Annotated in this window: 22 protein-coding genes; 6 read left to right on the top strand and 16 right to left on the bottom strand. The window is 65.4% G+C overall.

The window, feature by feature from the left end; translation table 11 throughout:
* Positions 1-2 precede the first annotated feature (2 nt).
* The 3 genes from secF to yajC are packed head-to-tail and all read right to left on the bottom strand — an operon-like array spanning position 3 to position 3,075.
* Positions 3-1,067 carry a protein translocase subunit SecF gene (gene secF / locus DXH78_RS17785; RefSeq protein WP_115518922.1) on the bottom strand — a complete coding sequence of 355 codons (1,065 nt, stop codon included), beginning with the start codon at positions 1,065-1,067 and terminating at the stop codon, positions 3-5.
* 17 nt (positions 1,068-1,084) lie between these two features.
* A complete protein-coding gene (gene secD, locus DXH78_RS17780; RefSeq protein WP_115518606.1) occupies positions 1,085-2,683 on the bottom strand; it encodes a protein translocase subunit SecD in 1,599 nt (532 codons plus the stop codon).
* Between the two features lie 41 nt (positions 2,684-2,724).
* Positions 2,725-3,075, bottom strand: coding sequence for a preprotein translocase subunit YajC (gene yajC / locus DXH78_RS17775; RefSeq protein ID WP_115518605.1), 351 nt, complete (start codon positions 3,073-3,075; stop codon positions 2,725-2,727).
* Between the two features lie 239 nt (positions 3,076-3,314).
* Here yajC and DXH78_RS17770 point away from each other — a divergent pair, with 239 nt between their 5' ends.
* Positions 3,315-4,271, top strand: a complete 957-nt coding sequence (locus tag DXH78_RS17770; RefSeq protein WP_115518604.1) for an ATP-binding protein — start codon at positions 3,315-3,317, stop codon at positions 4,269-4,271.
* A gap of 14 nt (positions 4,272-4,285) precedes the next feature.
* Here the strand turns inward: DXH78_RS17770 and DXH78_RS17765 are convergent, their stop codons facing one another.
* Both DXH78_RS17765 and DXH78_RS17760 read right to left on the bottom strand, forming a co-directional pair.
* A complete protein-coding gene (locus DXH78_RS17765; protein WP_115518603.1) occupies positions 4,286-5,707 on the bottom strand; it encodes a peptidoglycan DD-metalloendopeptidase family protein in 1,422 nt (473 codons plus the stop codon).
* A 155-nt stretch (positions 5,708-5,862) separates the two neighbouring features.
* Positions 5,863-6,534, bottom strand: a complete 672-nt coding sequence (locus DXH78_RS17760; protein WP_115518602.1) for a protein-L-isoaspartate(D-aspartate) O-methyltransferase — start codon at positions 6,532-6,534, stop codon at positions 5,863-5,865.
* 94 nt (positions 6,535-6,628) lie between these two features.
* Here DXH78_RS17760 and DXH78_RS17755 point away from each other — a divergent pair, with 94 nt between their 5' ends.
* Positions 6,629-7,006 (top strand): response regulator, encoded by a 378-nt coding sequence (locus DXH78_RS17755; protein WP_115518601.1) that lies wholly within the window; start codon positions 6,629-6,631, stop codon positions 7,004-7,006.
* A gap of 137 nt (positions 7,007-7,143) precedes the next feature.
* On the opposite strand, the gene surE is transcribed toward DXH78_RS17755, so the two are convergent.
* The 10 genes from surE to DXH78_RS17700 form a co-directional block, all read right to left on the bottom strand.
* The gene (gene surE / locus DXH78_RS17750) at positions 7,144-7,905 is read right to left on the bottom strand and encodes a 5'/3'-nucleotidase SurE (RefSeq protein ID WP_115518600.1); all 762 of its coding nucleotides are present in this window, start codon (positions 7,903-7,905) and stop codon (positions 7,144-7,146) included.
* A 124-nt stretch (positions 7,906-8,029) separates the two neighbouring features.
* Positions 8,030-9,355 carry a serine--tRNA ligase gene (gene serS, locus DXH78_RS17740; protein WP_115518598.1) on the bottom strand — a complete coding sequence of 442 codons (1,326 nt, stop codon included), beginning with the start codon at positions 9,353-9,355 and terminating at the stop codon, positions 8,030-8,032.
* A gap of 230 nt (positions 9,356-9,585) precedes the next feature.
* Positions 9,586-10,422: a twin-arginine translocase subunit TatC gene (gene tatC, locus DXH78_RS17735; protein WP_115518597.1), complete on the bottom strand. Its 837-nt coding sequence runs from the start codon at positions 10,420-10,422 to the stop codon at positions 9,586-9,588.
* Positions 10,419-10,946, bottom strand: a complete 528-nt coding sequence (gene tatB, locus DXH78_RS17730; RefSeq protein ID WP_115518596.1) for a Sec-independent protein translocase protein TatB — start codon at positions 10,944-10,946, stop codon at positions 10,419-10,421. Before tatB ends, tatC begins: the two co-directional genes overlap by 4 nt.
* 65 nt (positions 10,947-11,011) lie before the next feature.
* Positions 11,012-11,245: a twin-arginine translocase TatA/TatE family subunit gene (locus DXH78_RS17725; RefSeq protein ID WP_115518595.1), complete on the bottom strand. Its 234-nt coding sequence runs from the start codon at positions 11,243-11,245 to the stop codon at positions 11,012-11,014.
* A gap of 264 nt (positions 11,246-11,509) precedes the next feature.
* Positions 11,510-12,322, bottom strand: coding sequence for an SMC-Scp complex subunit ScpB (gene scpB / locus DXH78_RS17720; RefSeq protein WP_115518921.1), 813 nt, complete (start codon positions 12,320-12,322; stop codon positions 11,510-11,512).
* A 13-nt stretch (positions 12,323-12,335) separates the two neighbouring features.
* Positions 12,336-13,130: a segregation and condensation protein A gene (locus DXH78_RS17715; RefSeq protein WP_245416947.1), complete on the bottom strand. Its 795-nt coding sequence runs from the start codon at positions 13,128-13,130 to the stop codon at positions 12,336-12,338.
* 71 nt (positions 13,131-13,201) lie between these two features.
* Positions 13,202-14,221, bottom strand: coding sequence for a beta-N-acetylhexosaminidase (nagZ, locus tag DXH78_RS17710; protein ID WP_115518593.1), 1,020 nt, complete (start codon positions 14,219-14,221; stop codon positions 13,202-13,204).
* A 92-nt stretch (positions 14,222-14,313) separates the two neighbouring features.
* Entirely contained in the window at positions 14,314-15,792 is a 1,479-nt protein-coding gene (locus DXH78_RS17705; RefSeq protein WP_115518592.1) for an SPOR domain-containing protein, read from the bottom strand.
* A gap of 97 nt (positions 15,793-15,889) precedes the next feature.
* Positions 15,890-17,674, bottom strand: coding sequence for an arginine--tRNA ligase (locus DXH78_RS17700; RefSeq protein ID WP_115518920.1), 1,785 nt, complete (start codon positions 17,672-17,674; stop codon positions 15,890-15,892).
* A gap of 97 nt (positions 17,675-17,771) precedes the next feature.
* Between DXH78_RS17700 and DXH78_RS19690 the strand changes: the two genes are divergently transcribed.
* From DXH78_RS19690 to DXH78_RS17685, 4 genes are all read left to right on the top strand, one after another.
* Positions 17,772-18,161: a hypothetical protein gene (locus DXH78_RS19690; RefSeq protein WP_168192882.1), complete on the top strand. Its 390-nt coding sequence runs from the start codon at positions 17,772-17,774 to the stop codon at positions 18,159-18,161.
* 63 nt (positions 18,162-18,224) lie between these two features.
* Entirely contained in the window at positions 18,225-19,118 is an 894-nt protein-coding gene (bla, locus tag DXH78_RS17695; RefSeq protein WP_115518591.1) for a class A beta-lactamase, read from the top strand.
* Positions 19,119-19,265: 147 nt separating this feature from the next.
* Entirely contained in the window at positions 19,266-20,699 is a 1,434-nt protein-coding gene (locus tag DXH78_RS17690) for a methyl-accepting chemotaxis protein (protein ID WP_115518590.1), read from the top strand.
* Between the two features lie 102 nt (positions 20,700-20,801).
* Positions 20,802-21,002: a hypothetical protein gene (locus DXH78_RS17685; protein WP_115518919.1), complete on the top strand. Its 201-nt coding sequence runs from the start codon at positions 20,802-20,804 to the stop codon at positions 21,000-21,002.
* 8 nt (positions 21,003-21,010) lie between these two features.
* On the opposite strand, the gene DXH78_RS17680 is transcribed toward DXH78_RS17685, so the two are convergent.
* Entirely contained in the window at positions 21,011-22,219 is a 1,209-nt protein-coding gene (locus DXH78_RS17680; RefSeq protein WP_115518918.1) for a deoxyguanosinetriphosphate triphosphohydrolase, read from the bottom strand.
* Between the last annotated feature and the right edge of the window lie 3 nt (positions 22,220-22,222).

Below are 22,222 nucleotides of genomic sequence, written 5' to 3'. Positions count from 1 at the left end.
CGTCAGCGGCGGCCTTTGGGCTTCGGCTTGTTGGTGATCGAGGTCTTGCCGCCCGGCCGCGAAGCCGGTTTGTCGGCGACTTCGTCCGCGGCCGTATCCTCGACAAAGCGCGCCGGAATGGCATTCGGATTGATGATCTCGGGCTCCGGCTCTGCCGACAGCGCATCGCGGCCGGTGCCGACACCGAGATAGATAAGGATCGGCGCCGCGATGAAGATCGACGTATAGGTGCCGACCAGCACCACGCCGAACAACATGGTCGCGGTGAAGGAATGGATTGCCGGGCCACCGAACAGAAGCAGCGCCAGGAGCGCCAAAGTCACGGTGACGTGGGTGATGACCGAACGCGACAAGGTCTGGTTGACCGAGGCGTTCAAGAGGTCCGCCATCGGCATCTTCTTGTAGCGCCGCAGCATTTCACGGATACGGTCGTAGATAACGACCGTATCGTTGAGCGAATAGCCGAGAATGGTCAGCAGCGCCGCGATGCTGGTCAGATCGAAGTCGATCTGCGCGATGGACATGAAGCCGATGGTCAGCACGAGATCGTGCACGTTGGCGATCATGGCGCCGAGCGCGAACTGCCACTCGAAGCGGAACCACAGATAAATCAGGATGCCGATGATGGCGAGGCCGAGGCCGACAACGCCGTAGGACAACAGCTCGCCCGACACGCGCGGACCGACCACTTCAACGCGGCGATAGTCAATCTGATCGCCGAGCGCGGCGCGCACCTTCTGCACCGCCTGCTGCTGCGCGGCATCGCCGCCGGGCTGCTCGGCGATACGGATCAGGACCTCGCCGGCGCTGCCGAACTGCTGGAGCTGCACCTCGCCGAGATTGAGCCCGCCGAGCGTCGCACGCATCTTGGCGATATCCGCCGGGCCCGACGTATCGCGAATTTCCATCAGCGTGCCGCCACGGAAATCGATGCCGAAATTCAGGCCGTGCGAGAAGTACAGGACGATCGCAAGAATCGACAGCAGCGCCGACAGCGGAAAGCTGATGTGGCGAAACCGCATGAAGTCGAATTTGGTATCGTCCGGGACAAGGCGGAGGAGCTTCATGATCGTTTCTCCCGCCGTCAGATCGTCAGCCGTTGCGGACGGCGCCAGCGCACCCACGTCGCAACGATAAGCCGGGTCACCGTGAAGGCCGTGAAGACCGTCGTGATGATGCCGATGCCGAATGTCACCGCAAAGCCGCGCACCGGGCCAGTGCCGATATAGAACAGCACGGCGGCCGCGATGAAGGTGGTGATGTTGGAGTCCAGAATGGTCGCCAGCGCGCGCGCAAAGCCCGCGTCGATGGCGCTGATGACCGTCCGGCCGGCGCGCAGCTCTTCGCGGATGCGCTCGTAGATCAGCACGTTGCTGTCCACCGCGATGCCGACGGTGAGCACGATGCCGGCAATGCCAGGCAGCGTCAGCGTCGCGTTCAGCATCGACAGGACGCCGAAGATCATGGCGACGTTGATGGCCACGGCAATGTTGGCGAACAGGCCGAACAGCCCGTAGGTCACGAGCATGAACAGCACGACGAGACCGGCGCCGACATAGGACGACACCTTGCCCTTGGCGATGGAATCCGCGCCGAGGCCCGGACCGACGGTGCGCTCTTCGATGATGGTCAGCGGCGCCGGCAGCGCACCGGCGCGCAGCAGGATCGCGAGGTCGTTGGCGCTCTGCACCGTGAACGAGCCGGAAATCTGGCCCGAGCCGCCGAGAATCGGCTCGCGGATCACCGGTGCCGAGATCACCTCATTGTCGAGCACGATGGCGAAAGGCCGGCCGACATTCTCCTGCGTCGCCTGAGCGAATTTGCGGGCGCCAGAGGTGTTGAAGCGGAACGAAACGATCGGCTCCGACGTGCGCTGGTCGAAGCCCGGCTGGGCGTCGGTCAAATCGCCGCCAGACACCAGAACGCGCTTCTCGATGAGATATGGCGTCTTCGGCGCGGTGGCGCTGTACAACAGGTCGTCTTCAGGCGGCACCCGGCCCTGGAGGGCCTGCTCGACCTGGTTGTTGGAATCGACCATGCGGAAGTCGAGCTTGGCGGTCTTGCCGAGCAGTTCCTTGAGGCGCGACGGGTCCTGCAGACCCGGCACCTGCACGAGAATACGGTCGGAGCCCTGACGCTGGATCAGCGGTTCGACAGTGCCGAGTTCGTTGACGCGGCGCTCGATGATCTGGATCGACTGCTCGACCGACTGGCGGATGCGTTCCAGCATCGCCGCATCGGTCACGGTCAGGCGGATCAGGTTGCTGTCCGACGACACTTCGAGGCTGCGCTGGCCGCTGCCGCCGAGAATGCCGCCAAGCGGCACCGAGAGTTCGCGCAGCTTGGTGAGCGCCTGGCCGGCATTGGCATCCTCACGGACGCGCACCTCGACGCTGTTGCCGCGAATATTCAGACCCGTATAGCCGATACGGGCGTCGCGCAGCACGCGGCGCACGTCGTCGCGGGTGGTCTCAAGCTTTTCCTTGCGCACGGCATTAGAGTCGACTTCGAGCAGGATGTGCGAGCCGCCCTGCAAATCGAGACCGAGCACGAGATGACGCTGCGCCCATTTCGGCCAACCGGCGACGATGTCGCTCGGAATGAAATTGGGAACCGCGCACAGGCAGATGACGAGCGCCGTGAGGATGGTCGCTGCCGCCTTCCACCGTGAAAAATAAAGCATGAGATCCTGGCTTGCTTGACCGAGTAAAGACGTCCGCGCCGTCAGCTGGCGGCGGCTTCGTCCTTCACCGGTTCACCCTTGGCGCGCACTTCGCTGATCATGCCGCGCATCTGACGCACGCGCACGCCGTCGGCGATTTCGATTTCGATGTGGTCGTCGGTGTCGGAGACCTTGGTCACCTTGCCGACAAGGCCGCCGCTGGTGACGACCGAGTCGCCGCGGCGCACGTTCTTGACCATCTCCTGATGCGCCTTCACGCGCTTCTGCTGCGGACGCAGAATGAGGAAATACATGATCACGAAAATCAGGACGAAAGGCAGAAGCGACATAAGCATGCCGCCGTCGCCGCCCAGTCCCGGTGCCCCTTGCGCAAATGCGGACGTGATGAACATCGTTTTTCAGACCCCTGGCTGGTTATTCGGTCGCGCTGGGCCTTTAGCCCATGCCGGACCCGGCTCAAATCGTTTGAATTCGGCGCGGACTATAGCGGCCGCCCGCTCAATTGCAACGCTGCCAGACCCCGGAATCAGAGGCGTTTTCTTGGCCGTTTTCAGTCATTTCCGGCTGGTTCGGGTTGCCGGACAAGCGCCCACCCGCTAAGGAGCAGCCCGTCAGTTCCGAAAGCACCGCCATGGCCAAAAAGAAGACCTCCAGGACCGCTTCGAAGAGCAAATCCTCCAAGGGAAAGACGCCCTCGCGCAAGCCGGCCGCCGGCCCGTCGCAGGCTGGCGCCGACCCCATCGTGCTGGCGCGGATCGCCGATGCGCTGGAGCGGCTCGCCCCGCCGGCCAAGAAGCCGATCGACCTTGAAGCCGCCGACGCCTTCGTCTGGCAGCCGGACGGCCAGCTATCGCCGGTGCCGCACGTCAACCGCGTCGGTATGTCGCTGCTCAAGGGCATCGACCGGGTGCGCGACACGCTCATCGAAAATACCGAACGCTTTGCCCGCGGCCTGCCCGCCAACAACGCCCTGCTCTGGGGCGCGCGCGGCATGGGCAAGTCATCGCTGGTGAAGGCCGCGCAGGCCACCATCAATGCCGACCTTGCCAAGAGCGGCAAGCGGCCGCTCAAGCTCGTCGAGATTCACCGCGAGGATATCGAGACGCTGCCGAACCTGATGGCGATCACCCGCGCCTCGCCCTACCGCTTCGTGCTGTTCTGCGACGATCTCTCGTTCGACAACGAGGACACCAGCTACAAGTCGCTCAAGGCCGTGCTCGATGGCGGCATCGAAGGCCGCCCCGAGAACGTGATCTTCTATGCGACGTCGAACCGGCGCCACCTGCTGTCACGCGACATGATCGAGAACGAGCGCTCGACCGGCATCAATCCCGGCGAAGCGGTCGAAGAGAAGGTGTCGCTGTCGGATCGCTTCGGCCTGTGGCTGGGCTTCCACCGCTGCTCGCAGGACGAGTTCCTTGCCATGGTGCAGGGCTATGTCAGCCACTACGGCCTGACGCTGCCGGCAGACGAACTGCGCCGCGAGGCTCTGGAATGGGCGACGACGCGCGGCTCGCGTTCGGGCCGCGTGGCGTGGCAGTTCATTCAGGAAATCGCCGGGCGTCAGGGCGTGGCGCTGAAGGACTAGCGCACGCAGGCGCGCTAGTTGCTCGCCAGATACTTGGTCGGATCGACCGGCGTCGAGCCCTTGCGGATCTCGAAGTGCAGTTGCGGCGACGTGACGTTGCCGGTCTGGCCGGACAGCGCAATCACCTGCCCGCGGCGGATGGTGTCGCCGCGCTTGACGAGCAGTTCGCTGGCATTGGCGTAAGCCGACACATAGCCGTTGGCGTGGCGCACCAGCACGAGATTGCCGTAGCCCTTCAGCTCATTGCCCGAATAAGCGACGACGCCGTCGTCGGCCGCCTTGATCTGCGTGCCTTCCGGCACCGCGATGTTGATGCCGTCGTTCTGCGTGCCGTTCGGCTTGGAACCGAAGCCGGCGATGACGCGGCCATGCACCGGCCAACGGAATGACTGCAGGCTGCCGGCGGGCTCGGCGGCCTTTTCAGGCGCCGGCTCGGCCTTCGGCGTCTCCTGGCTCACCATGCGCACGCTCTGCGTCGGCTCGGCGGCGGGCGCGCGGTCGATCGGGATGGTGCGCGGCTGCGCGACCTGCTGCGTGTTGTTCGGCCAGGTCGAAGTCTGAGCCGCCGTGGTCTGCGGCCTTGCGACCTGCGGCGCCGGCGTGGCGGCAGCGTAACGCTGCGGCTGCGGCGCAACCGGCTTGGACTGTTGCGCAACGGTCTGGCGGCTGTTGCCCGGCACCTTGATGCGGTCACCGACATTGACCCGCGTGTAAGGCGAGATGCCATTGTAGCGCGCGAGTTCGGTCAGCGTGGTGCCGTAGCGGCGCGACACGCCGATCAGGCTTTCGCCGGGCGCGATGACATGGACATTCGCTCCGGCAGCGGGCGCCGCATGCGCGACGGGGGTCGGCGCTGGAGCGGGCGTGTAAGCCGGCGCGGCAACCTGCGGCGCGGGCTGGGCCGGCGCAGCGGTCGAAACGTAACGCGGAATGACGAGACGCTGGCCCGGGCGGACCTGCGACGCATCGGAAATGCCATTGGTTTGCAGGATCGCCGAGACCGGCACGCCCTGCCGGCGCGCGATCATGTCGACGGTTTCGCCGTTGCCGACGGTGACCGGATGGCCGCCATCCCAGGTCCACTGACCGGCCGGTTGCGGCGGGCTCGACACGCTGCCGGTGACGTCGCCGTAACGCTGCGCCGGGCGATAGGCGCCAAGCCCCTGCGAGCCGCCGGAGGTGCCACCGCCGGACGCCACGGTCTGCGGCGGGGTCGGCAGCGGCTGCGAGGTGATGCGCGTCGTCGGCGCCGGAGGACGCGTGGCGATGGAACCAGTGACCTCGCCGCGCATCGGCGTCGTCTGACGCGAGGCAGTCGGGTACGGACTGTCGAAGCGGCTGGAGTTGGAGCAACCGGCAAGCGCTATGCCAAGCGCAGCGACGGCGGCAACGCGCGGTCCTACACGCGATGGAAATGACACGACGGCACGTGACATATGGTTACTCACTCGGGCACAAAATTACGTGAGTTTTAAATAAAGCAGCACCAAGTAAATAAGGCTTTAAGGTCTCGAATCCGGAACATCGCCGCCACATTGCGGACTCGGCAATTCGTGCCCGCTCGCTTTGGCCATGGCGACAGCGTGAATAGCTAGAGTTCGCGGGCCTTGCCGCGCAGCATCGGTACGAAGCGCACCGGGATCAGCTTCTCCTGACCAAGCCTGACGCCCTCCGGCGTTTGCGATTTGGTAAGCTTGACGAGATGCTGCGGTCCGTTCTCGGGGCCCAGTGGCATAATCATCACACCACCGTCGGCCAGTTGCTCGGCCAAGGCTTCGGGCACCTCCTCCGCCGCAGCGGTGACGATGATGCGGTCGAACGGTGCCCGGTCCGGGCAACCCTCGAAGCCGTCCCCGACGATCACCTCGACATTGGCCGCGCCTTCGGCGCCAAGCCGCCGCCGCGCCTGATCGGCCAAAGTGCGGTAGCGCTCGATGCTGACCACCTCGCGCGCCAGCTTGGCCAGGATCGCGGCCTGATAGCCCGAGCCGGTGCCGATCTCGAGCACGCGATGGTGCGGCTTCAGGCCGAGCTGTTCGGTCATGTAGCCGACCACGTAAGGCTGGCTGATGGTCTGCCCGCACTCGATCGGCAGGGCCTGATCGGCATAGGCGCTGGCTATCGTATCCGGCGACACGAAGGCGGTTCGCGAGACCTCGCCCATGGCGCGCAGCACCGCCTGGTCCGAAATGCCGCGCCGGCGCAGCGTCAGCAGAAAGTTGACGCGGTCAATATCGGCCTGGTTGGCGGTTTCGTCTGTCATCGCTCCATCTCCATGCTAAGATTACCATGGACACGCGGCAATTCGGCTTCTAGGTGCATCGAAGGCACGGACGCCGAACAGGAAGACAAATCGTATGGCAGAGCAAGCGGCAACGCCAAAAACCGCACGGATTCTGGTGGTCGAGGACGAGGCTCTCATCCGTATGCTGCTTGAGGACATGCTGACCGATCTCGGCCACGAGATCGCCGGCACGGCCGCCACGGTCGAAGCGGGCAAGACGCTGGCGGTCGCCGGCGGCTTCGATGTCGCCATCCTCGACGTCAATCTCGAGGGTCAGGAAATTTTTCCCGTCGCCGAAATCCTCGCCGCAAACGGCCTGCCCTTCGTCTTTGCCAGCGGCTACGGCCATGCCGCCCTGCCCGAGCAGTTCCGCGACCGGCCGATCCTGCAGAAGCCGTTTCAAGGCGAGCAACTCGAAGCCGCGCTCAACCGGCTTCTCGCACTCGCATAGATCGCTTGCCCCGGACGCGGCGCGGCACGAAGTGATGCACCGCAGATCCGGAGCCATCCCAACGAACGAGTTTTCCGCGGTCCCGGTTCTGCGCCGCACCGTTCATTTCATTCACGCTGCGTCGCGCCCGGGACAGGCTAAGCCAGCAACTGCGCCAGCCTGGTCATGAACGGCTCGTCGGTGAGATCGAGCCGCAGGGGCGTGACCGAGATCTTCTTGTTGTCGAGCGCGGCCAGATCGCTGCCCGGGGGCGCAGTCGGCTTGAGACCGCGCGCAATGGCGATCCAGTAATAAGGATTGCCGCGGCCGTCATGGCGCGCGTCGATTTTCAGAAACTCGGCGTCGCGCTTGCCCTGCGTCGACACCGCCACACCCTCGACTTCCTCGGGCAGGCAGTCGGGGAAGTTGATGTTGACCATTACATCCTTCGGCAAGCCCTGCTTGAAGATCTTCTGGATCAGCGCCGGACCGTGAGCGATGCCGGTCTGCCAGTGCGGCAGATGCTTGGTGGTGAAGGCATAAGCCTGCGACAGCGCGAAGGACGGAATGCCGAGCACGGTCGCTTCCTTGGCGCCGGCCACCGTGCCGGAATACAGCACGTCCTCGGCGACGTTGCGGCCGCGGTTGACGCCCGAGATCACCAGATCCGGCTTGTCCGGCATGATGTGGCGCACGCCCATGATGACGCAATCGGTCGGCGTACCCTTGACCGCGAAGTGACGCTCGCCAATTTCGCGCAGGCGCAACGGGTCGTTCAGCGACAGCGAATGCGACACGCCGGACTGGTCGGTCTCCGGCGCCACGATCCACACATCATCGGAAATCGCGCGCGCGATCTTCTCGCAGGCGACCAGGCCGGGCGCATGAACGCCGTCGTCATTGGTGATGAGGATGCGCATTGTTATTTCCTATCATGGCCGGGCTTGACCCGGCCATCTCGCTTAGGGACGCACAGTGCCCGCCTAAGCGGGATCACCGGGACAAGCCCGGTGATGACAACGGAGCTTGTTGCGGCGCTTACGATCACTTCTTCTCAATCACGCTGACATTGCCCATGTACTTCTTCAGCACGTCCGGCACGGCGATCGCGCCGCCGTCCTGCTGATAGGTTTCCATCACGGCGATCAGCGCGCGGCCGACGGCGACGCCCGAGCCGTTGAGCGTGTGAACGTGACGCACCTTGTTGTCCTTGTCGCGGAAGCGCGCATTCATGCGCCGCGCCTGGAAATCGCCGCACACCGAGCACGACGAAATCTCGCGATACATGTTCTGGCCCGGCAGCCAGACCTCGATGTCATAGGTCTTCTGCGAGGCAAAGCCCATGTCGCCGGTGCACAGCGTGATGACGCGATAATGCAGATCGAGCTTCTTCAGCACCGCCTCGGCGCAGGCGAGCATGCGCTCATGCTCTTCCTTCGATTTCTCCGGCGTGGTGATGGAGACGAGTTCGACCTTGGTGAACTGGTGCTGGCGGATCATGCCGCGGGTGTCGCGCCCCGCCGCGCCCGCTTCGGCGCGGAAGCACGGCGTGCAGGCGGTGAGCCGCAGCGGCAGCTCGTCTTCGGCGACGATGGACTCGCGCACGAGGTTGGTCAGCGGCACTTCGGCGGTGGGGATCATGCCCCAGCGCGCACCTTTCATATCCGTCGCGCTCGCATTCTTCGCGAAGACATCGCCACTGACGGCCCAGAACTGATCGTCCTCGAACTTCGGCAACTGTGCGGTGCCGAACATCACGTCGTCTTTGACCAGCAATGGCGGATTGACTTCGGTATAGCCGTGCTCATCGACATGGGTGTCGAGGAAGAACTGACCGAGCGCGCGTTCGAGACGCGCGAGGCCCTTCTGCAACACGACGAAACGCGCGCCGGACAGTTTGGCGGCGGTTTCGAAATCCATTTGCTTGAGGTCTTCGCCAAGTTCGAAATGCTGCTTCGGCGTGAAGGCGTAGTTGCGCTTGGCGCCATGCACCGAGCGTTCAACATTGCCGTGCTCGTCGGCACCCTCGGGCACATCATCGGCCGGCGCGTTCGGAATCTGCGCCAGCTCCTTGTCGAGCGCGTCGCCATGCAGCTTCGCCTCGGCCTCGAGCGCCGGCATGGTCTCCTTGAGCGTCGCGACCTCGGCCATCAGCGCGGCCGCGGCGGCCTCGTCCTTCTTCGCCTTGGCCTGGCCGATTTCCTTCGACGCAGCGTTGCGCCGCGCCTGCGCCTGCTCGGACGCGGCAATGGCGGCGCGGCGCTTCTCGTCGAGCGCCAGCAGTTTACCGGAGAGAGGCTCCAGCCCGCGCCGGGTCAGGCCACGGTCGAAAGCCTCGGGGTTCTCGCGAATCCATCGAATGTCATACATGGGCGGCGTTCTAGTCGGATTTTGGGGAGCGGGAAAGACGGCTGATCCGCCTCGTCCTGAGGAGGTGCGAAGCGCCGTCTCGAAGGACGGGGCGGTCACCGATATCGGGCTTGCCTGATATCGGCATCGAATATACGGAAGTCGGCTATAGCCGACTTCCGGTGTTCGAGAGGGGCCTGACGGCCCTCCTCACCATGAGGCCGGTTTAGCGCAGCGGACCGACCGAAAGCTCAATCCGGGCCGGCGGCGCCGACCTTCGCGGCAGCTTCGGCATCGGCCTCGGCCTGGGCGTCTTCCTTGGCCTTGGCTTCGGCGGCCGCCTTCTTCTCGACGATGCGCACCGACCAGATCGAGCCCTCGTAGAGAATGAGCAGCGGAATCGCGAGCGAGAGCTGGCTGATCACGTCCGGCGGCGTCAGCACCGCGGCGATGACGAAAGCAGCAACGATGAAATAGCGCCGCTTCTCCCTGAGCGTCTGCGAGGTGATGACGCCGATGCGGCCGAGCAGCGTCAGCACCACTGGCAACTGAAACGCCGCACCGAAGGCGAGCACCAGGGTCATCATCAGCGACAGATATTCACCGACCTTGGGCAACAGCGCGATCGAGGCCTCGCCCTCACCCGTCTGCTGCATGCCGAGCGAGAAGCGGATCAGCATTGGCAGCACGACGAAATAGACGACGGCGGCGCCGAGCGCGAAGAAGAACGGCGTTGCGATCAGATAAGGCAGGAAGGCGCGGCGCTCATGCTTGTAGAGGCCCGGCGCAACGAACATGTAGATTTGCGCGGCGATCACCGGAAACGACAGGAAGGCGGCGCCGAACATGGCGAGCTTCAACTGCGTGATGAAATATTCGAGCAGCGCCGTGTAGATGAACTTCGAGTTCTCCGCGCCGGCAACCCAGACGAAGGGCCAGACCAGCACGTTGTAGATGCTCTTGGCGAAGAAGAAGCACAAAGCGAACATCAGGCCGAAGGCGATCATCGCCTTGATGAGCCGCGAGCGCAGCTCAATCAGGTGATCCATCAGCGGCGCTTTGCTCGCTTCGATGTCGTCGTGACTCACGCTGAGCCTCCGGCCTTCTTGTCGGCGGGCGGCATCGCGGCCTCGGCTGTCTTGATGTCGTCTTTGGGCAGGAAGTCCGCGGAGGTCGGCGGCGGCAGCGGCTCGGGCAGCGGCACGTCGATCCGGGCGAGATCCACGCTCGGCTCGGCCGGCGGAAGTGCCTCGGCGGTTTGCACCGGCGTCACCGGCGCGGCATCAGGCTGATGATCAGCGGCAGTCGCGCTCGGGGCGTCGAAGGCGCTCTCGATCTGTTTCTTGGTGTCGGAGAGCGGATCGATCTGGGTGAAGTCGGTGACCTTCTCCTTGACCGAGGTGGTCAGGTCCTCGGCCTGCTTCTTGAGGTCGGCGATTTCGGCCTCGCGCAGCGCTTCCTGGAACTGGCCCTGGAATTCGGCCGCCATGCGCCGGACCTTGGCCATCATCTGGCCGACCGAACGCAGAACGGTGGGCAGCTCCTTCGGTCCGATCGCGATCAGCGCGACGATACCGATGAGGACGATCTCGCCCCAACCGAAATTGAACATGACTTAAGCGTCCCGAATTCGCCCCGGCGATCTTGTATCAGAAAGCCGGCGGCGTGGCGCAAGCCTCAGGAGCGCGCGCCCTCGGCACGACGCTCGGCCTCGGTCTTCTGCGCACCGGCCTCCAGCGACTTGACCGGCTCGGCAGGCTTGGCGCTGTCGTCCTCGGCCATGCCCTTCTTGAAGGCCTTGATGCCCTGGGCGAAGTCGCCCATCAGGCCGGAAATCTTGCCGCGGCCGCCGAACAACAGCAGCACGACGACGGCGACGATGAGCCAGTGCCAGACGCTAAACGAACCCATGATGTAATCCTCCGCGGCAGCGACAATTGGGATGAGCTTTGGCCCCCAAGCTCGTCCCGCCTCGTGTTTGCACCAGAAGCTAGGCCGCGGAGACGGCAAAAACAAGGAGTTAAGGGAGCTTGGTTAAGGGGCCAAATGGCGCGGGCCATCGGCCTCATGGTGTGAGGAGCGCTTCCGTCGGGAAGCGCGTCTCGAACCATGACGGCCGCCCCATCCTTCGAGACGCGCCCTGCGGGCGCTCCACAGGATGAGGCGGATCAGCCTCTACTTTTCGCCCTCGCCAGCCGCATCTGGCGCCTCGGCGGAACCTTCCGCCTCCGGCGCCGGCGCCAGGCCGAGGTCGAGATCACCCGGCTCGAGCGGGTCTTCGTCGTCACGCAAGGTGGTGTCGTCGGACGGCATCGGCACCGAGAAGCCCGCCGGCATAGCGCCTTCGATCAGGCCTGCGCCCTTGAGTTCGTCGAGGCCGGGCAGATCGCCGACTTCCTCGAGACCGAAATGCGACAGGAACGCCTCGTTGGTGCCGTAGGTGATCGGACGGCCCGGCACCTTGCGGCGGCCGCGCGGGCGGATCCAGCCGGTCTTGAGCAGCACGTCGAGCGTGCCGGCGGCGGTGGCGACGCCGCGGATTTCCTCGATCTCGGCACGCGTCACCGGCTGATGATAGGCGATGATCGCCAGCGTCTCGATCGCGGCGCGCGACAGTTTGCGCTGCTCGACCGTCTCCTTGGTGAGGAGCCAGGACAGATCGGACGCGGTACGGAAGGTCCACTTCTTGCCGATGCGCACGAGATTGACACCGCGCGGCGCATATTCCGCCTGCAGCGCCGCGAGCGCGGCCTTGACGTCGACGCCGTCCGGCAGCGCGCGCACCAGCGTGGGCTCGTCGAGCGGCTCGGAGGCGGCGAACAGCAGCGCCTCGAGCAGACGCAGTTCGTCCGGACGCTGCGCCAGTTCGGATTCGGACGCCTCGGCCTCGATCACAATCGTTTCTTCCACGCTTTGTTCAAACTGGACGGCAGCGGTTGCCGGCTCGTCGTTCGACACGATCACGAGCTTCTTGGCCGCGCTGGGCATGGCTTCCGTCTCCTTATGCGGTTTCTTGTGCGTCATGCGACGATGCAAAGCCGTTCGCGCTCACACGTTTGCGCATGTAGATCGGCGAGAACGCATCCTTCTGATGAATTTCGGCGCGGCCGTCGCGCACCAGTTCCAGCGCCGACGCGAAGGACGACGCAAACACGGTGGCGGCGAGCGCCGGCTCGACCACGTATTGGATGAGGAACGAGTCGATGCGCGACCAGTCGCTCGACTGGCCGATCATACGCTCCAGCGTCTGCCGCGCTTCGGCGAGCGACCACACCGTGCGCTTCTTGAAGCGCACGCGCGACAGCGTCGTGCGCTGGCGCTGCACGGCATAGGCCGAGAGCAGGTCGTACAACGTCGCGGTGTATTCCGGCTTCTTGATCTCGGCGATCGGCTCCGGCAGGCCGCGGCCGAACACATCGCGGCCGAGCTGCGGACGGTCCATCATCCTGCTGGCGAATTCGCGCAGCGCCTCGAGACGGCGCAGACGGTTGGCCAAAGCCAGCGCCATATCCTCGGCGGACGGCCCCTCGCCCGGCGCCGCTTCCGGCAGCAGCAGACGCGATTTGAGATAAGCCAGCCACGCCGCCATCACGAGATAGTCGGCGGCGAGTTCGAGCCGCACCTTGCGCGCCTGCTCGATGAAAATCAGATACTGGTCGGCGAGCGCGAGGATCGAGATCTTGTGCAGATCGACCTTCTGCTGGCGCGCCAGCGTCAGCAACAGATCGAGCGGACCTTCGAAGCCTTCGACATCGACGATCATCGCCGGATCGGTGACGCCGCGATCCGCTTCCATCTCCGCCGCAAGTTTGTTGTCGAAATCCTCAGGCGCCATGAGCCTGTCTGTCCTTGCCTCGCGATGCCGGCTTACGCCACCATCGCATTGAAAATTCGCCGCGCTTCGGCGACATCGAATGCTTCACCCTGCGACCGCATCGAAAGCGCACGCGCCGCGCGGGTTGCGGCGATCCCGGTGAGTTTAGGCGCCACGCCCGCGACCTCGCTCATCTCCGTGAGATCGCCATTGCAATGAAGCACGACATCGCAGCCGGCCGCGAGCGCCGCTTGGCTGCGCTCGGCAATTGTCCCCGACAAAGCACCCATTGACACGTCATCGCTCATCAACAAACCGGTGAAGCCGATGAAGCCGCGAATCACCTCGCGCACCATTGTGACGGAAGTTGTGGCCGGGGCATGGGCATCGATGGCGCTGAACACAACATGCGCGGTCATGCCCAGCGGCAGATCCTTGAGCGGGCGGAATGCGGCGAAGTCGGTCCGCTCCAGCGTGGCGCCGTCGGTGTCGACGACGGGAAGTTCCTTGTGGCTGTCGGCGCGGGCACGGCCGTGGCCCGGCAGGTGCTTGAGCACCGGCAGCACGCCGCCGGCCAGCAGGCCTTCGGCCACCGCGCCGGCCAAGGCCGCGACCTTGCCCGGCTCGGTGCCGTAAGCGCGGTCGCCGATGATGGGATCGGCCTCGGACACCGGAACATCCGCCAGCGGCAGGCAATCGACGTCAATGCCGAGGGCCCGAAGATCGGCCGCGATCAGATGCGCCCCCATGCGGGCGGCGGCGAGTCCGGAGGCCGGGCTGCGGTCGTAGATGGCGCTAAACACGGCGCCCGGCGGATAGGCCGGCCAGTGCGGCGGGCCGAGGCGTTGCACCCGGCCGCCCTCCTGATCGACCAGGATCGGCGCTTCCCAGCCGACGGCATCGCGAAAGTCGCGAGCAAGATCAGCAACCTGACTGGGGTCGCTGATGTTCCTCTTGAAGATGATGAGACCCCAGGGCTGCGCCTCGCGCAAAAAGGCGCGCTCCAACGGGCTGATCGTCGGGCCGGACAGACCGGTAATGAAGGCGCGGGATGCCGATCCTTGTGAAGCCATGGCGGCGGCTTAACGCGCGCTGCCGGAGGGAGCAAGCAAGCCTGTTGATGGCTCAAATCCCGCCCCGGCCGCCGCGCGGCCGGTCATGACGGCTAATTACGCTGGACGATGCACTGGCCGCCGGCGGCCTTCAGGCTCGAGCACAGCTCGCTGGCCTCGCCGGACGAGCCGACCGCCACCATGGCGCGGTAGTAGATGCCCTTGTCGCCGAGATCGACGCGCTTGATGAAGGGCGCTCGGCCCCCGAGCTGGTTCGGGAATTTGCCCTGCAGCGCCTGGAAAGCGGCCTGGGCCTCGCCCTCGCTGCGCTGGGCGGAAACCTGCACGGCATAGCCGCCAGCCGTGGCAGCCGCCGTCTGCGGCGCCGGAGCCGGCGTCTGCGCGGCGACACGGGCGGGCGCGGCGGCCCGCGCCGGCTGGGCATTCGGATTGAGCGACAACGGCGCGTTCGACGGCTGCGCGGGCGGCGGGGGAGCCGCCTGGACGGGCGCGGCCGCCTGCGGCGTGACGTTGCGGGCCGGCTGCGGTGCCGGACGCGGCTCAGGCTGCGCCATGACACGCGCCGGCGGCGGCTCGGCGGCAGGCGCCGTATTGACGACACGCACCGGCGGCTGGGCGGCCGACGGCATGGGCTCCGGCGCAGCGGGCGCCGCGCTGGCGGCGTCGCCGGCCTGATCGGGGCGGATCTGGATGGTGCGGATTTTGCGCGGCTCACCGACGATCCCGCTACCCATGGCTGGGGCGGCGCTCGCGGCGGACGGATTCGGCGTCGTTGTCACCGGGACCGGCTGCTCCTCGCGCGACAACAGGCGCTCGATCTGGCCCGTGCCGCCGACGCGGTCAGTGATCGACTTGCCTGCTTCCTTGTTCGACGTCGCCGGCACGACCTTGCTCGGTGTCGCCTCGGCCTTGATCACCGGCGGCGTTGTCGGCGCCGACGACGGCCCGAACACCGCGCGATAGCCGAGCGCGCCAGCGGTGCCGAGCACGGCGAGAGCGAAGACGCCGGCGATCGCCAGCACGCTGATGCGGCGCCGGTTCGACGCAACATCATCGTAATAGTCGTCGGTCGCCGCCGGGCCGAATTGCTGATGCACGTCGTGCAGCGGCTCCTGCGACGGCGGGAAAGCCTGATCATAGCTGCCGGTCGGTCCGTTGGCGTAAGGATCGGCCTCGTAGCCCTGCGGGGCATAGCCCGGAGCATGGGCATCGACCGGATAGAGCTCGGCTGAATCGCCGGACAAGGGCGCGCTGCCATAGGACTGGCGGGAGAAGCCGCCATTGCCGTAAGCGCGATCGGCGTAAGCGTGCGGCTCGGGCAAGGCCGATTGTTCGGCAGGATAAGCGGCGGTCTCTTCCGGCCAGGCCGTCGGCGCCGCCTGCTGCTGTCCGGGGACGGTAGCGGTGCGATTGGCGCTATTGCGGCCGTATTCGGCGAAGGGGTCGGTCTGGCCGATCAGACGGGCCAGCTCCGCGAGCGGGTCGTTGCCGGAGCTGCCGTTGCCGGCGGCCGCGCCACGCGAGGACAAGTCACCCCCGCGATAAGCCCGCTGATTATGGTCGTCCGCCATGGCGTCCCCGGTAACGAGTTACAAATCGCGCAAGGCCCCTACGCGGCCCTCCCCGCTTTCCTAGCGAGCCCGCGTCATGCGCTCCGGCGGCGTCAGCCTACCGCATTTCCTCAGGCGCTTCGACCCCGAGTAGATCGAGACCGGAAGCGAGCACGGTCACGATGCCCTGCACCAGGGCGAGCCGCGCCTGCGTCGTTTGTGGATCATCCTGGATAATGAACCGTAAATGCGGCGATTCCTTGCCTCCGCGGGTCCATTGCGCGTGGAATTCGCTCGCCAGTTCATAGAGATAGAAGGCGATCCGGTGCGGCTCGTGCGCTAGCGCCGCCGCCTCCAGCATGCGCGGATAGAGCGCCAGCTTGCGGATGATCGACAGTTCGCCGGAGTCGGTCAGGCGGACAAGATCGGCCCGTTGCAGGGCCGCCGGATCGGCCGGCAACACGCCCTGCTCGGCCGCGGTGCGGAAGATCGACTTGCCGCGAGCGTGGCCGTACTGGACGTAGAACACCGGGTTGTCCTTCGACTGCTCGATCACCTTGGCCAGATCGAAATCGAGCACCGCGTCGTTCTTGCGATAGAGCATGTCGAAGCGCACGGCGTCCTTGCCGACCTCATCGACCACCTCGCGCAAGGTGATGTAGTCGCCGGCGCGCTTGGACATCTTCACCGGCTCGCCATTGCGCAACAGGCGCACGAGCTGCACCAGCTTGATGTCGAGCTGGCCCTTGCCGCCGCTGACGGCCTTCACCGCCGCCTGCATGCGCTTGACGTAGCCGCCGTGATCGGCGCCCCACACGTCGATCATGTCGGCGAAGCCGCGATCGAACTTCGATTTGTGATAGGCGATATCGGTGGCGAAATACGTGTAGCTGCCATCCGACTTCAACAGCGGACGATCGACGTCATCGCCGAATTCGGTCGAGCGGAACAGGGTCTGCTCGCGGTCTTCCCAATCCTCAAGATTGCCGCTCTTGGGCGGCGGCAGCCGGCCTTCATAGACATGGCCAGCCTCGCGCAGCGCCGCGATGGTTTCGGCCACCACATCGACAAGCGGCTTCGGCGGCTCCTTGGAAAACGGATCGGGCAACTCCCCTTCGATCAGCGAGCGTTCGGAGAAAAACACCTCCGGCACGATGCGCAGACGCGCCAGATCGTTGCGGATCTCGGCCATCATCATGTCGGTGGCGCGCAGGCGCACGATCGGCAGCCATTCGGCTTCCGGCATGGCCTTGAGCCTGTCGCCATAATCGGCAGCGAGTTCGGCACCGCATTCCTTGAGATAATCGCCCGGATAAAGGCCTTCCGGAATCTCGCCGATGTCCTCGCCGAGCGCCTCGCGGTAACGCAGGAAGGCCGAGCGCGCGAGCACGTCGACCTGGGCGCCGGCATCGTTGATGTAATATTCGCGCGTGACGCTATAGCCGGCGGCGACCAGCAGGCTCGCCAGCGCATCGCCGAACACGGCGCCCCGGCCGTGACCGACATGCAGCGGGCCGGTCGGATTGGCGGAGACGTATTCGACGTTGACCTTTTTGCCGGCGCCGACGGTGCCGCGACCATAGCCCTTGCCCTGCTCCAGCACGGTGCGCAGCGCGTCGGGCCAGACTTCGCCTTTCAAGGTGAGGTTGATGAAGCCGGGACCGGCAATATCGACTTTCTCGACCTTGGCATCGGCAAGCAGCTTCGCCGCGATGGCCTCCGCCAGATCGCGCGGCTTCTGTCCGGCGTCCTTGGCCAGCACCATGGCGGCATTGGTCGCCATATCGCCATGCGAAGGATCGCGCGGCGGCTCGACGACGATGCGCGTGAGGTCGGCCGAAGGCCCGAGCACGGCGGCGGCAGCCGCGTGAACCCGGGCAAGCATATCGGCGAACAGATGCATAGATGGCGCTTTCAACGCGAGGGTCTCGGGCGGCGCAGCGATCAGGCGCTGCTCGGCCGGCTGCACCGCTTTGTTTGCGGGCTTTCCGGTCGCGATCTTGCTCGTGGTTGTTGTCTTGGTTTTGCTGACCGCTTTGACGCCGCCACTGGCTGCGGATTTCTTCGCAGCTGCAGCACGCCGTGCGCCCGCACCGGCTTTGGCTTTCGCCTTCGATTTCAGCGTGCTCTTGGCCTTGGCCAGAGTCTTGGCTGCAGTCTTCGCCTTGGTCTTGGCTTTCGCTTTGGGCTTTCGCTTAACGGAAGCGGCCTTGCGCGCCTTTTTGCTGCGCGCGGGCGAAGCTTTAGACTTTGACCGCGCTTTGGGGCGCGTCTTGGCTTTGGACCGCGACGCGGCCGCGGCTTTGGATTTATTCGATCGTTTTTTGGCCATGATGGTCGCTGCGGGTAAGGGATTTCGGCGGGCGAGTCAAAGTGGAGTCATGATATAGCCAAGAGCTTATAGGATATTGGAGATTCGCTCGGGCTCGTCCCCAATACTGGAATTCTTTGTCATGTCCGGCTGCCTTTCCCCTCTTTCCCGCCGCCAGGCGGTTGTCGGTCTCGCCTCTCTCCCGCTTCTCAGCCTGCCCAACCGGGCCTATGCGCTCGACCCGCCAGCGCAGCGCGTGGCCGCGCTGGAAAAGAAGATCGGTGGCCGTGTCGGCGTCTATCTGCGCGACATCACCGGCCGGGTGCTGGTGGCGCACCGCGCGGACGAGCGCTTTCCGATGTGCAGCACCTTCAAATTCCTGCTCGCGGCAGCGGCGCTCCGGCGCGTCGATCAAGGCCAGATGTCGCTCGATCAGGTACTCAATTTCGGCGAGGCCGACCTCTTGAGCTACGCCCCCGTCGCCAAGGCCAATGTCGCCAAAGGCGGCCTGTCGCTGGGCGAATTGTGCGCGGCAATCGTGACCGTCAGCGACAACACCGCGGCCAATGTCATCCTGCGCAACATCGGCGGCCCGCAGGCCGTGACCGCGTTCGCGCGCGCGATCGGCGATCCGGACACGCGGCTCGACCGCACCGAGCCGGAGCTCAACTCCGCCATCCCCGGCGATCCGCGCGACACCACGACACCCCAGGCGATTACCGAAGACCTGTTTCGCCTGCTCTCCGGCAACGTGCTGGCGCCGGCCTCGCAGCAGATGCTCGAAAACTGGATGATCGCATCGAAGACCGGGCTCAAGCGGCTCCGGGCCGGCGTGCCGAACGGCTGGTCGGTCGGCGACAAGACCGGGACCGGTGCCAATGGCAGCGCGAATGTCGTCGCCATCATCCGCCCGGGAAACCGCGCCACCTTGTTTGCATCGGTCTATCTCACCGGCTCGACGGCCGAAGCCGACGAGCTCGACGCGGTCCATGCGGAGATCGGCCGGATCGCCGCCGACATCGTGACGAAGTCCTGACCGGGCGCGGCTCAAAGTCCACGCCGAAGCCATTGCGCGTTGCAATCATCCGGGGCGCCCGACCGCGGCGCAACCGATAAACATGTATTAACTGTATTTTAGTAGGGTCCGCCCGCGAATAAAGCTTAAGAAAACCGGGCGAGACGCATGGCCGCACGACTCTTGCGAATGCCCCTGCGGAGGGATCACCGCGCCTCGTCGTTCTCGGACATCGGCGACCGCGCCGGGCGTTTGAGCGTCGAGATTGCCGATGCTGCCGGCCTGATCGGCGACCTCACCGCCCTTGGCCAGACTCAGAGCCAGCGCGCCGAAGGCGCCATAGCGGCCGCGCGACAGATGGCTGAAACCAATGCCGTGCTGTCGTCGGCCATGACGGCCGCGCGCGCCTCCGCCGACGCCGCCGAAGCCACCTTGCGCGAAAGCTCGGACCACGTTTCCACCGCGCTGACCAATTCCATCGAGAAGATTGAAGCGCTCGGCGACGGCGCCATCGCGCTCAAGACAACGATCGAGAAAGTGTCGGCGACCATCCAGCGCGTTCAGGAAACCAGCGCCGCGGTGCGCCGCATTGCCGACGAGACCGAATTGCTGGCGCTCAACGCCACCATCGAGGCCGCTCATGCGGGCACCGCCGGCGCCGGCTTTGCCGTCATCGCCGGCGCGGTGAAGCGCCTTGCCGAGCAGTCGCGCCAGTCGACCAAGGACGCGCAGGCCCATCTCGACACCCTGACGCAGACGCTGTCCGAACTGGTCGGCCGCGCCGACGTCAATACCCAGACCGCCCTCGCCGCCAAGGCGGAGTCGAGCGGCGCGCAGGCCTCCATCGCCGAGCTTCAAGCGTTGGTCGAGACCGTGCAGGGCATGACCCGCGAGATCGGCACCATGGCCACGCAGGTCGACAGCAACAATGAATGCTTCGACAGGCTGCAAGAAGAAATGACCGGTCTGGTCGACGCCGTCGATGCCTGCGGCGGCAAACTCAAGCAGGCCAAGGCGCGCACCGACTCGATCCTCGACATCAGCGAAGACTTCCTGCTGTTCATCGCCGAGAGCGGCATCAAGACGCCGGACACGCCGATCGTCACTTTGTGCCAGAAGACCGCGGCGCAGATCGCCTCGGCGTTCGAGCGCGCCATCGCCAAAGGTGCGATCACGACGGACGCGCTGTTCGACGAACGCTACGTGCCGATCGCCGGCACCGATCCGCAGCAGATGATGACCAAGTTTGTCGCCTTCACCGACAAGGTGCTGCCGGACTATCAGGAGCCGCTGCTCGAGGCCGATCCGCGCATCGTGTTCTGCGCCGCGATCGACCGCAACGGATTCCTGCCGACGCATAACCTCAAATACTCGCAGCCGCAGAGCGACGATCCGGCCTGGAACGCCGCCAACTGCCGCAATCGCCGTCTCTTCAACGACCGCACAGGACTTTCCGCCGGCCGCAGCAAACGCTCGTTCCTGCTGCAGACCTATCGCCGCGACATGGGCGGCGGCGCGTTCGTGCTGATGAAGGACGTCTCGGCGCCGATTACCGTCAACGGCCGCCACTGGGGCGGCTTCCGCATCGGCTTCAAGGTTTAACAAACATCGATACCGCAGCGGTATTGATCGGCGGTATTGCGCCAGATCAAGGCCGCGTACGCATTCGCGATCTTGAATGTCGCTGCATTCAGGAGACTCGCCATGCTCAAGATCGTAGCGCCCGTGTGGATCATGCTCGGCACGACATTGGCCGGCATCGCCGTGATGACTGTTCTCAGCGTGCCGTCGCTGGCCGTGCACGACCGCGAATACATCCCCTATGCCGCCCTCGCCGGATTCATCGTCGCCATTCCGATTGCCTTCGCAGTCGCCAAACGCATGCGCGACGCATTCGCGCGTTAGAGCGGCCGTCAGCGCAGCTCGGGCGTCGATTTGAAGAAGCGCGCGTGCTCGGCCAGCGCATAGCGGTCGGTCATGCCGGCGATGTAGTCCGCGACGCGGCGCTCCCGGCCCGTCAGGTCAAGCGCATCGAAACCGTCGCGCCATTCATCCGAGAGATCGTCGGGTGAGGCGCTGAAATGCATGAACAGGTCGGCAACCACGCTCTCGGCGTTGGTCATCACCCGCATGACCCGGTTGTGGCGATACATGCGCGGATAGAGGAACCCCTTGATCGCCTCGTCCACCGCCGCCATCGCCGCCGAGAAGCCGACCACCGCGCCCGGCGCGTTGCGAATATCGGCGACGCTTTGGGGCTTGAGCGCGGCGATGCGGCGTTCGCTCTCGGCGATGACGTCCTCGATCATCCGCGTGATGACGCGGCGCGTGACTTCGTGGACGCGGCGCGCCGGCTCCAAACTGCGATAGCGATCCTCGATCTCGCGCACGATGCCACCGAGAAACGGCACGCTCGACAGGTCGCCGAGTGTGAACAGATCGGCGCGCAGACCGTCATCGATGTCGTGCGCATTGTAGGCGATGTCGTCGGCGACCGCGGCGATCTGCGCCTCGGCGGAAGCCTGCGACCACAGTTCGAGGTCGTGGCGCCGGTTATAGGCGAGGATCGGCTTCGGCACGCCGTGCGCGGCGTAGCGCGCGGTCGGCGCGCCATCGCGCGTCATCAGCGCACCGTTGTGCTTGACCAGCCCCTCCAGCGTTTCCCAGGTCAGATTGAGGCCGTCGAAGTCGGCATAGCGGCGCTCCAGATCGGTAACGATGCGCAGCGCCTGCGCATTGTGATCGAAACCGCCGGCATGGCGCAAAATACGGTCGAGCGCCCGCTCGCCGGCATGGCCGAACGGCGTATGACCGAGGTCATGACTGAGGGCCAGGACCTCGGCGAGATCTTCATCGCAGCCCAGCGCCCGCGCCAATGAGCGGGCGATTTGCGCGACTTCCAAAGTGTGGGTCAGCCGGGTGCGATAGTGATCGCCTTCGTGAAAGATGAAGACCTGGGTCTTGTAGGCCAGCCGGCGAAACGCGGCCGAATGGATGATGCGGTCGCAGTCGCGGCGGAAATCGTTGCGGGTCGGGCTGGCCGGCTCGGCCACCAGCCGGCCGCGGCTGGCACCCGGATCGGCGGCGTAAATGGCGCGGGGGCGGCCGCTATCGATGGCCATGAG

The sequence above is a fragment of the Undibacter mobilis genome (genome assembly GCF_003367195.1).
GTDB classification, from domain to species: domain Bacteria; phylum Pseudomonadota; class Alphaproteobacteria; order Rhizobiales; family Xanthobacteraceae; genus Pseudolabrys; species Pseudolabrys mobilis.
The sequence above is the reverse complement of the archived record's forward strand: the minus strand, read 5'-3'. Positions and strand labels throughout refer to the sequence as shown.

What these genes read in the sequence shown, in the direction of transcription:
- secF (WP_115518922.1), bottom strand. Translation starts at nt 1,067, where the DNA reads ATGAAGCTCCTCCGCCTTGTCCCGGACGATACCAAATTCGACTTCATG.
- secD (WP_115518606.1), bottom strand. Translation starts at nt 2,683, where the DNA reads ATGCTTTATTTTTCACGGTGGAAGGCGGCAGCGACCATCCTCACGGCG.
- yajC (WP_115518605.1), bottom strand. Translation starts at nt 3,075, where the DNA reads ATGTTCATCACGTCCGCATTTGCGCAAGGGGCACCGGGACTGGGCGGC.
- DXH78_RS17770 (WP_115518604.1), top strand. Translation starts at nt 3,315, where the DNA reads ATGGCCAAAAAGAAGACCTCCAGGACCGCTTCGAAGAGCAAATCCTCC.
- DXH78_RS17765 (WP_115518603.1), bottom strand. Translation starts at nt 5,707, where the DNA reads ATGTCACGTGCCGTCGTGTCATTTCCATCGCGTGTAGGACCGCGCGTT.
- DXH78_RS17760 (WP_115518602.1), bottom strand. Translation starts at nt 6,534, where the DNA reads ATGACAGACGAAACCGCCAACCAGGCCGATATTGACCGCGTCAACTTT.
- DXH78_RS17755 (WP_115518601.1), top strand. Translation starts at nt 6,629, where the DNA reads ATGGCAGAGCAAGCGGCAACGCCAAAAACCGCACGGATTCTGGTGGTC.
- surE (WP_115518600.1), bottom strand. Translation starts at nt 7,905, where the DNA reads ATGCGCATCCTCATCACCAATGACGACGGCGTTCATGCGCCCGGCCTG.
- serS (WP_115518598.1), bottom strand. Translation starts at nt 9,355, where the DNA reads ATGTATGACATTCGATGGATTCGCGAGAACCCCGAGGCTTTCGACCGT.
- tatB (WP_115518596.1), bottom strand. Translation starts at nt 10,946, where the DNA reads ATGTTCAATTTCGGTTGGGGCGAGATCGTCCTCATCGGTATCGTCGCG.
- DXH78_RS17725 (WP_115518595.1), bottom strand. Translation starts at nt 11,245, where the DNA reads ATGGGTTCGTTTAGCGTCTGGCACTGGCTCATCGTCGCCGTCGTCGTG.
- scpB (WP_115518921.1), bottom strand. Translation starts at nt 12,322, where the DNA reads ATGCCCAGCGCGGCCAAGAAGCTCGTGATCGTGTCGAACGACGAGCCG.
- DXH78_RS17715 (WP_245416947.1), bottom strand. Translation starts at nt 13,130, where the DNA reads ATGGAAGCGGATCGCGGCGTCACCGATCCGGCGATGATCGTCGATGTC.
- nagZ (WP_115518593.1), bottom strand. Translation starts at nt 14,221, where the DNA reads ATGGCTTCACAAGGATCGGCATCCCGCGCCTTCATTACCGGTCTGTCC.
- DXH78_RS17705 (WP_115518592.1), bottom strand. Translation starts at nt 15,792, where the DNA reads ATGGCGGACGACCATAATCAGCGGGCTTATCGCGGGGGTGACTTGTCC.
- DXH78_RS17700 (WP_115518920.1), bottom strand. Translation starts at nt 17,674, where the DNA reads ATGCATCTGTTCGCCGATATGCTTGCCCGGGTTCACGCGGCTGCCGCC.
- bla (WP_115518591.1), top strand. Translation starts at nt 18,225, where the DNA reads ATGTCCGGCTGCCTTTCCCCTCTTTCCCGCCGCCAGGCGGTTGTCGGT.
- DXH78_RS17690 (WP_115518590.1), top strand. Translation starts at nt 19,266, where the DNA reads ATGGCCGCACGACTCTTGCGAATGCCCCTGCGGAGGGATCACCGCGCC.
- DXH78_RS17685 (WP_115518919.1), top strand. Translation starts at nt 20,802, where the DNA reads ATGCTCAAGATCGTAGCGCCCGTGTGGATCATGCTCGGCACGACATTG.
- DXH78_RS17680 (WP_115518918.1), bottom strand. Translation starts at nt 22,219, where the DNA reads ATGGCCATCGATAGCGGCCGCCCCCGCGCCATTTACGCCGCCGATCCG.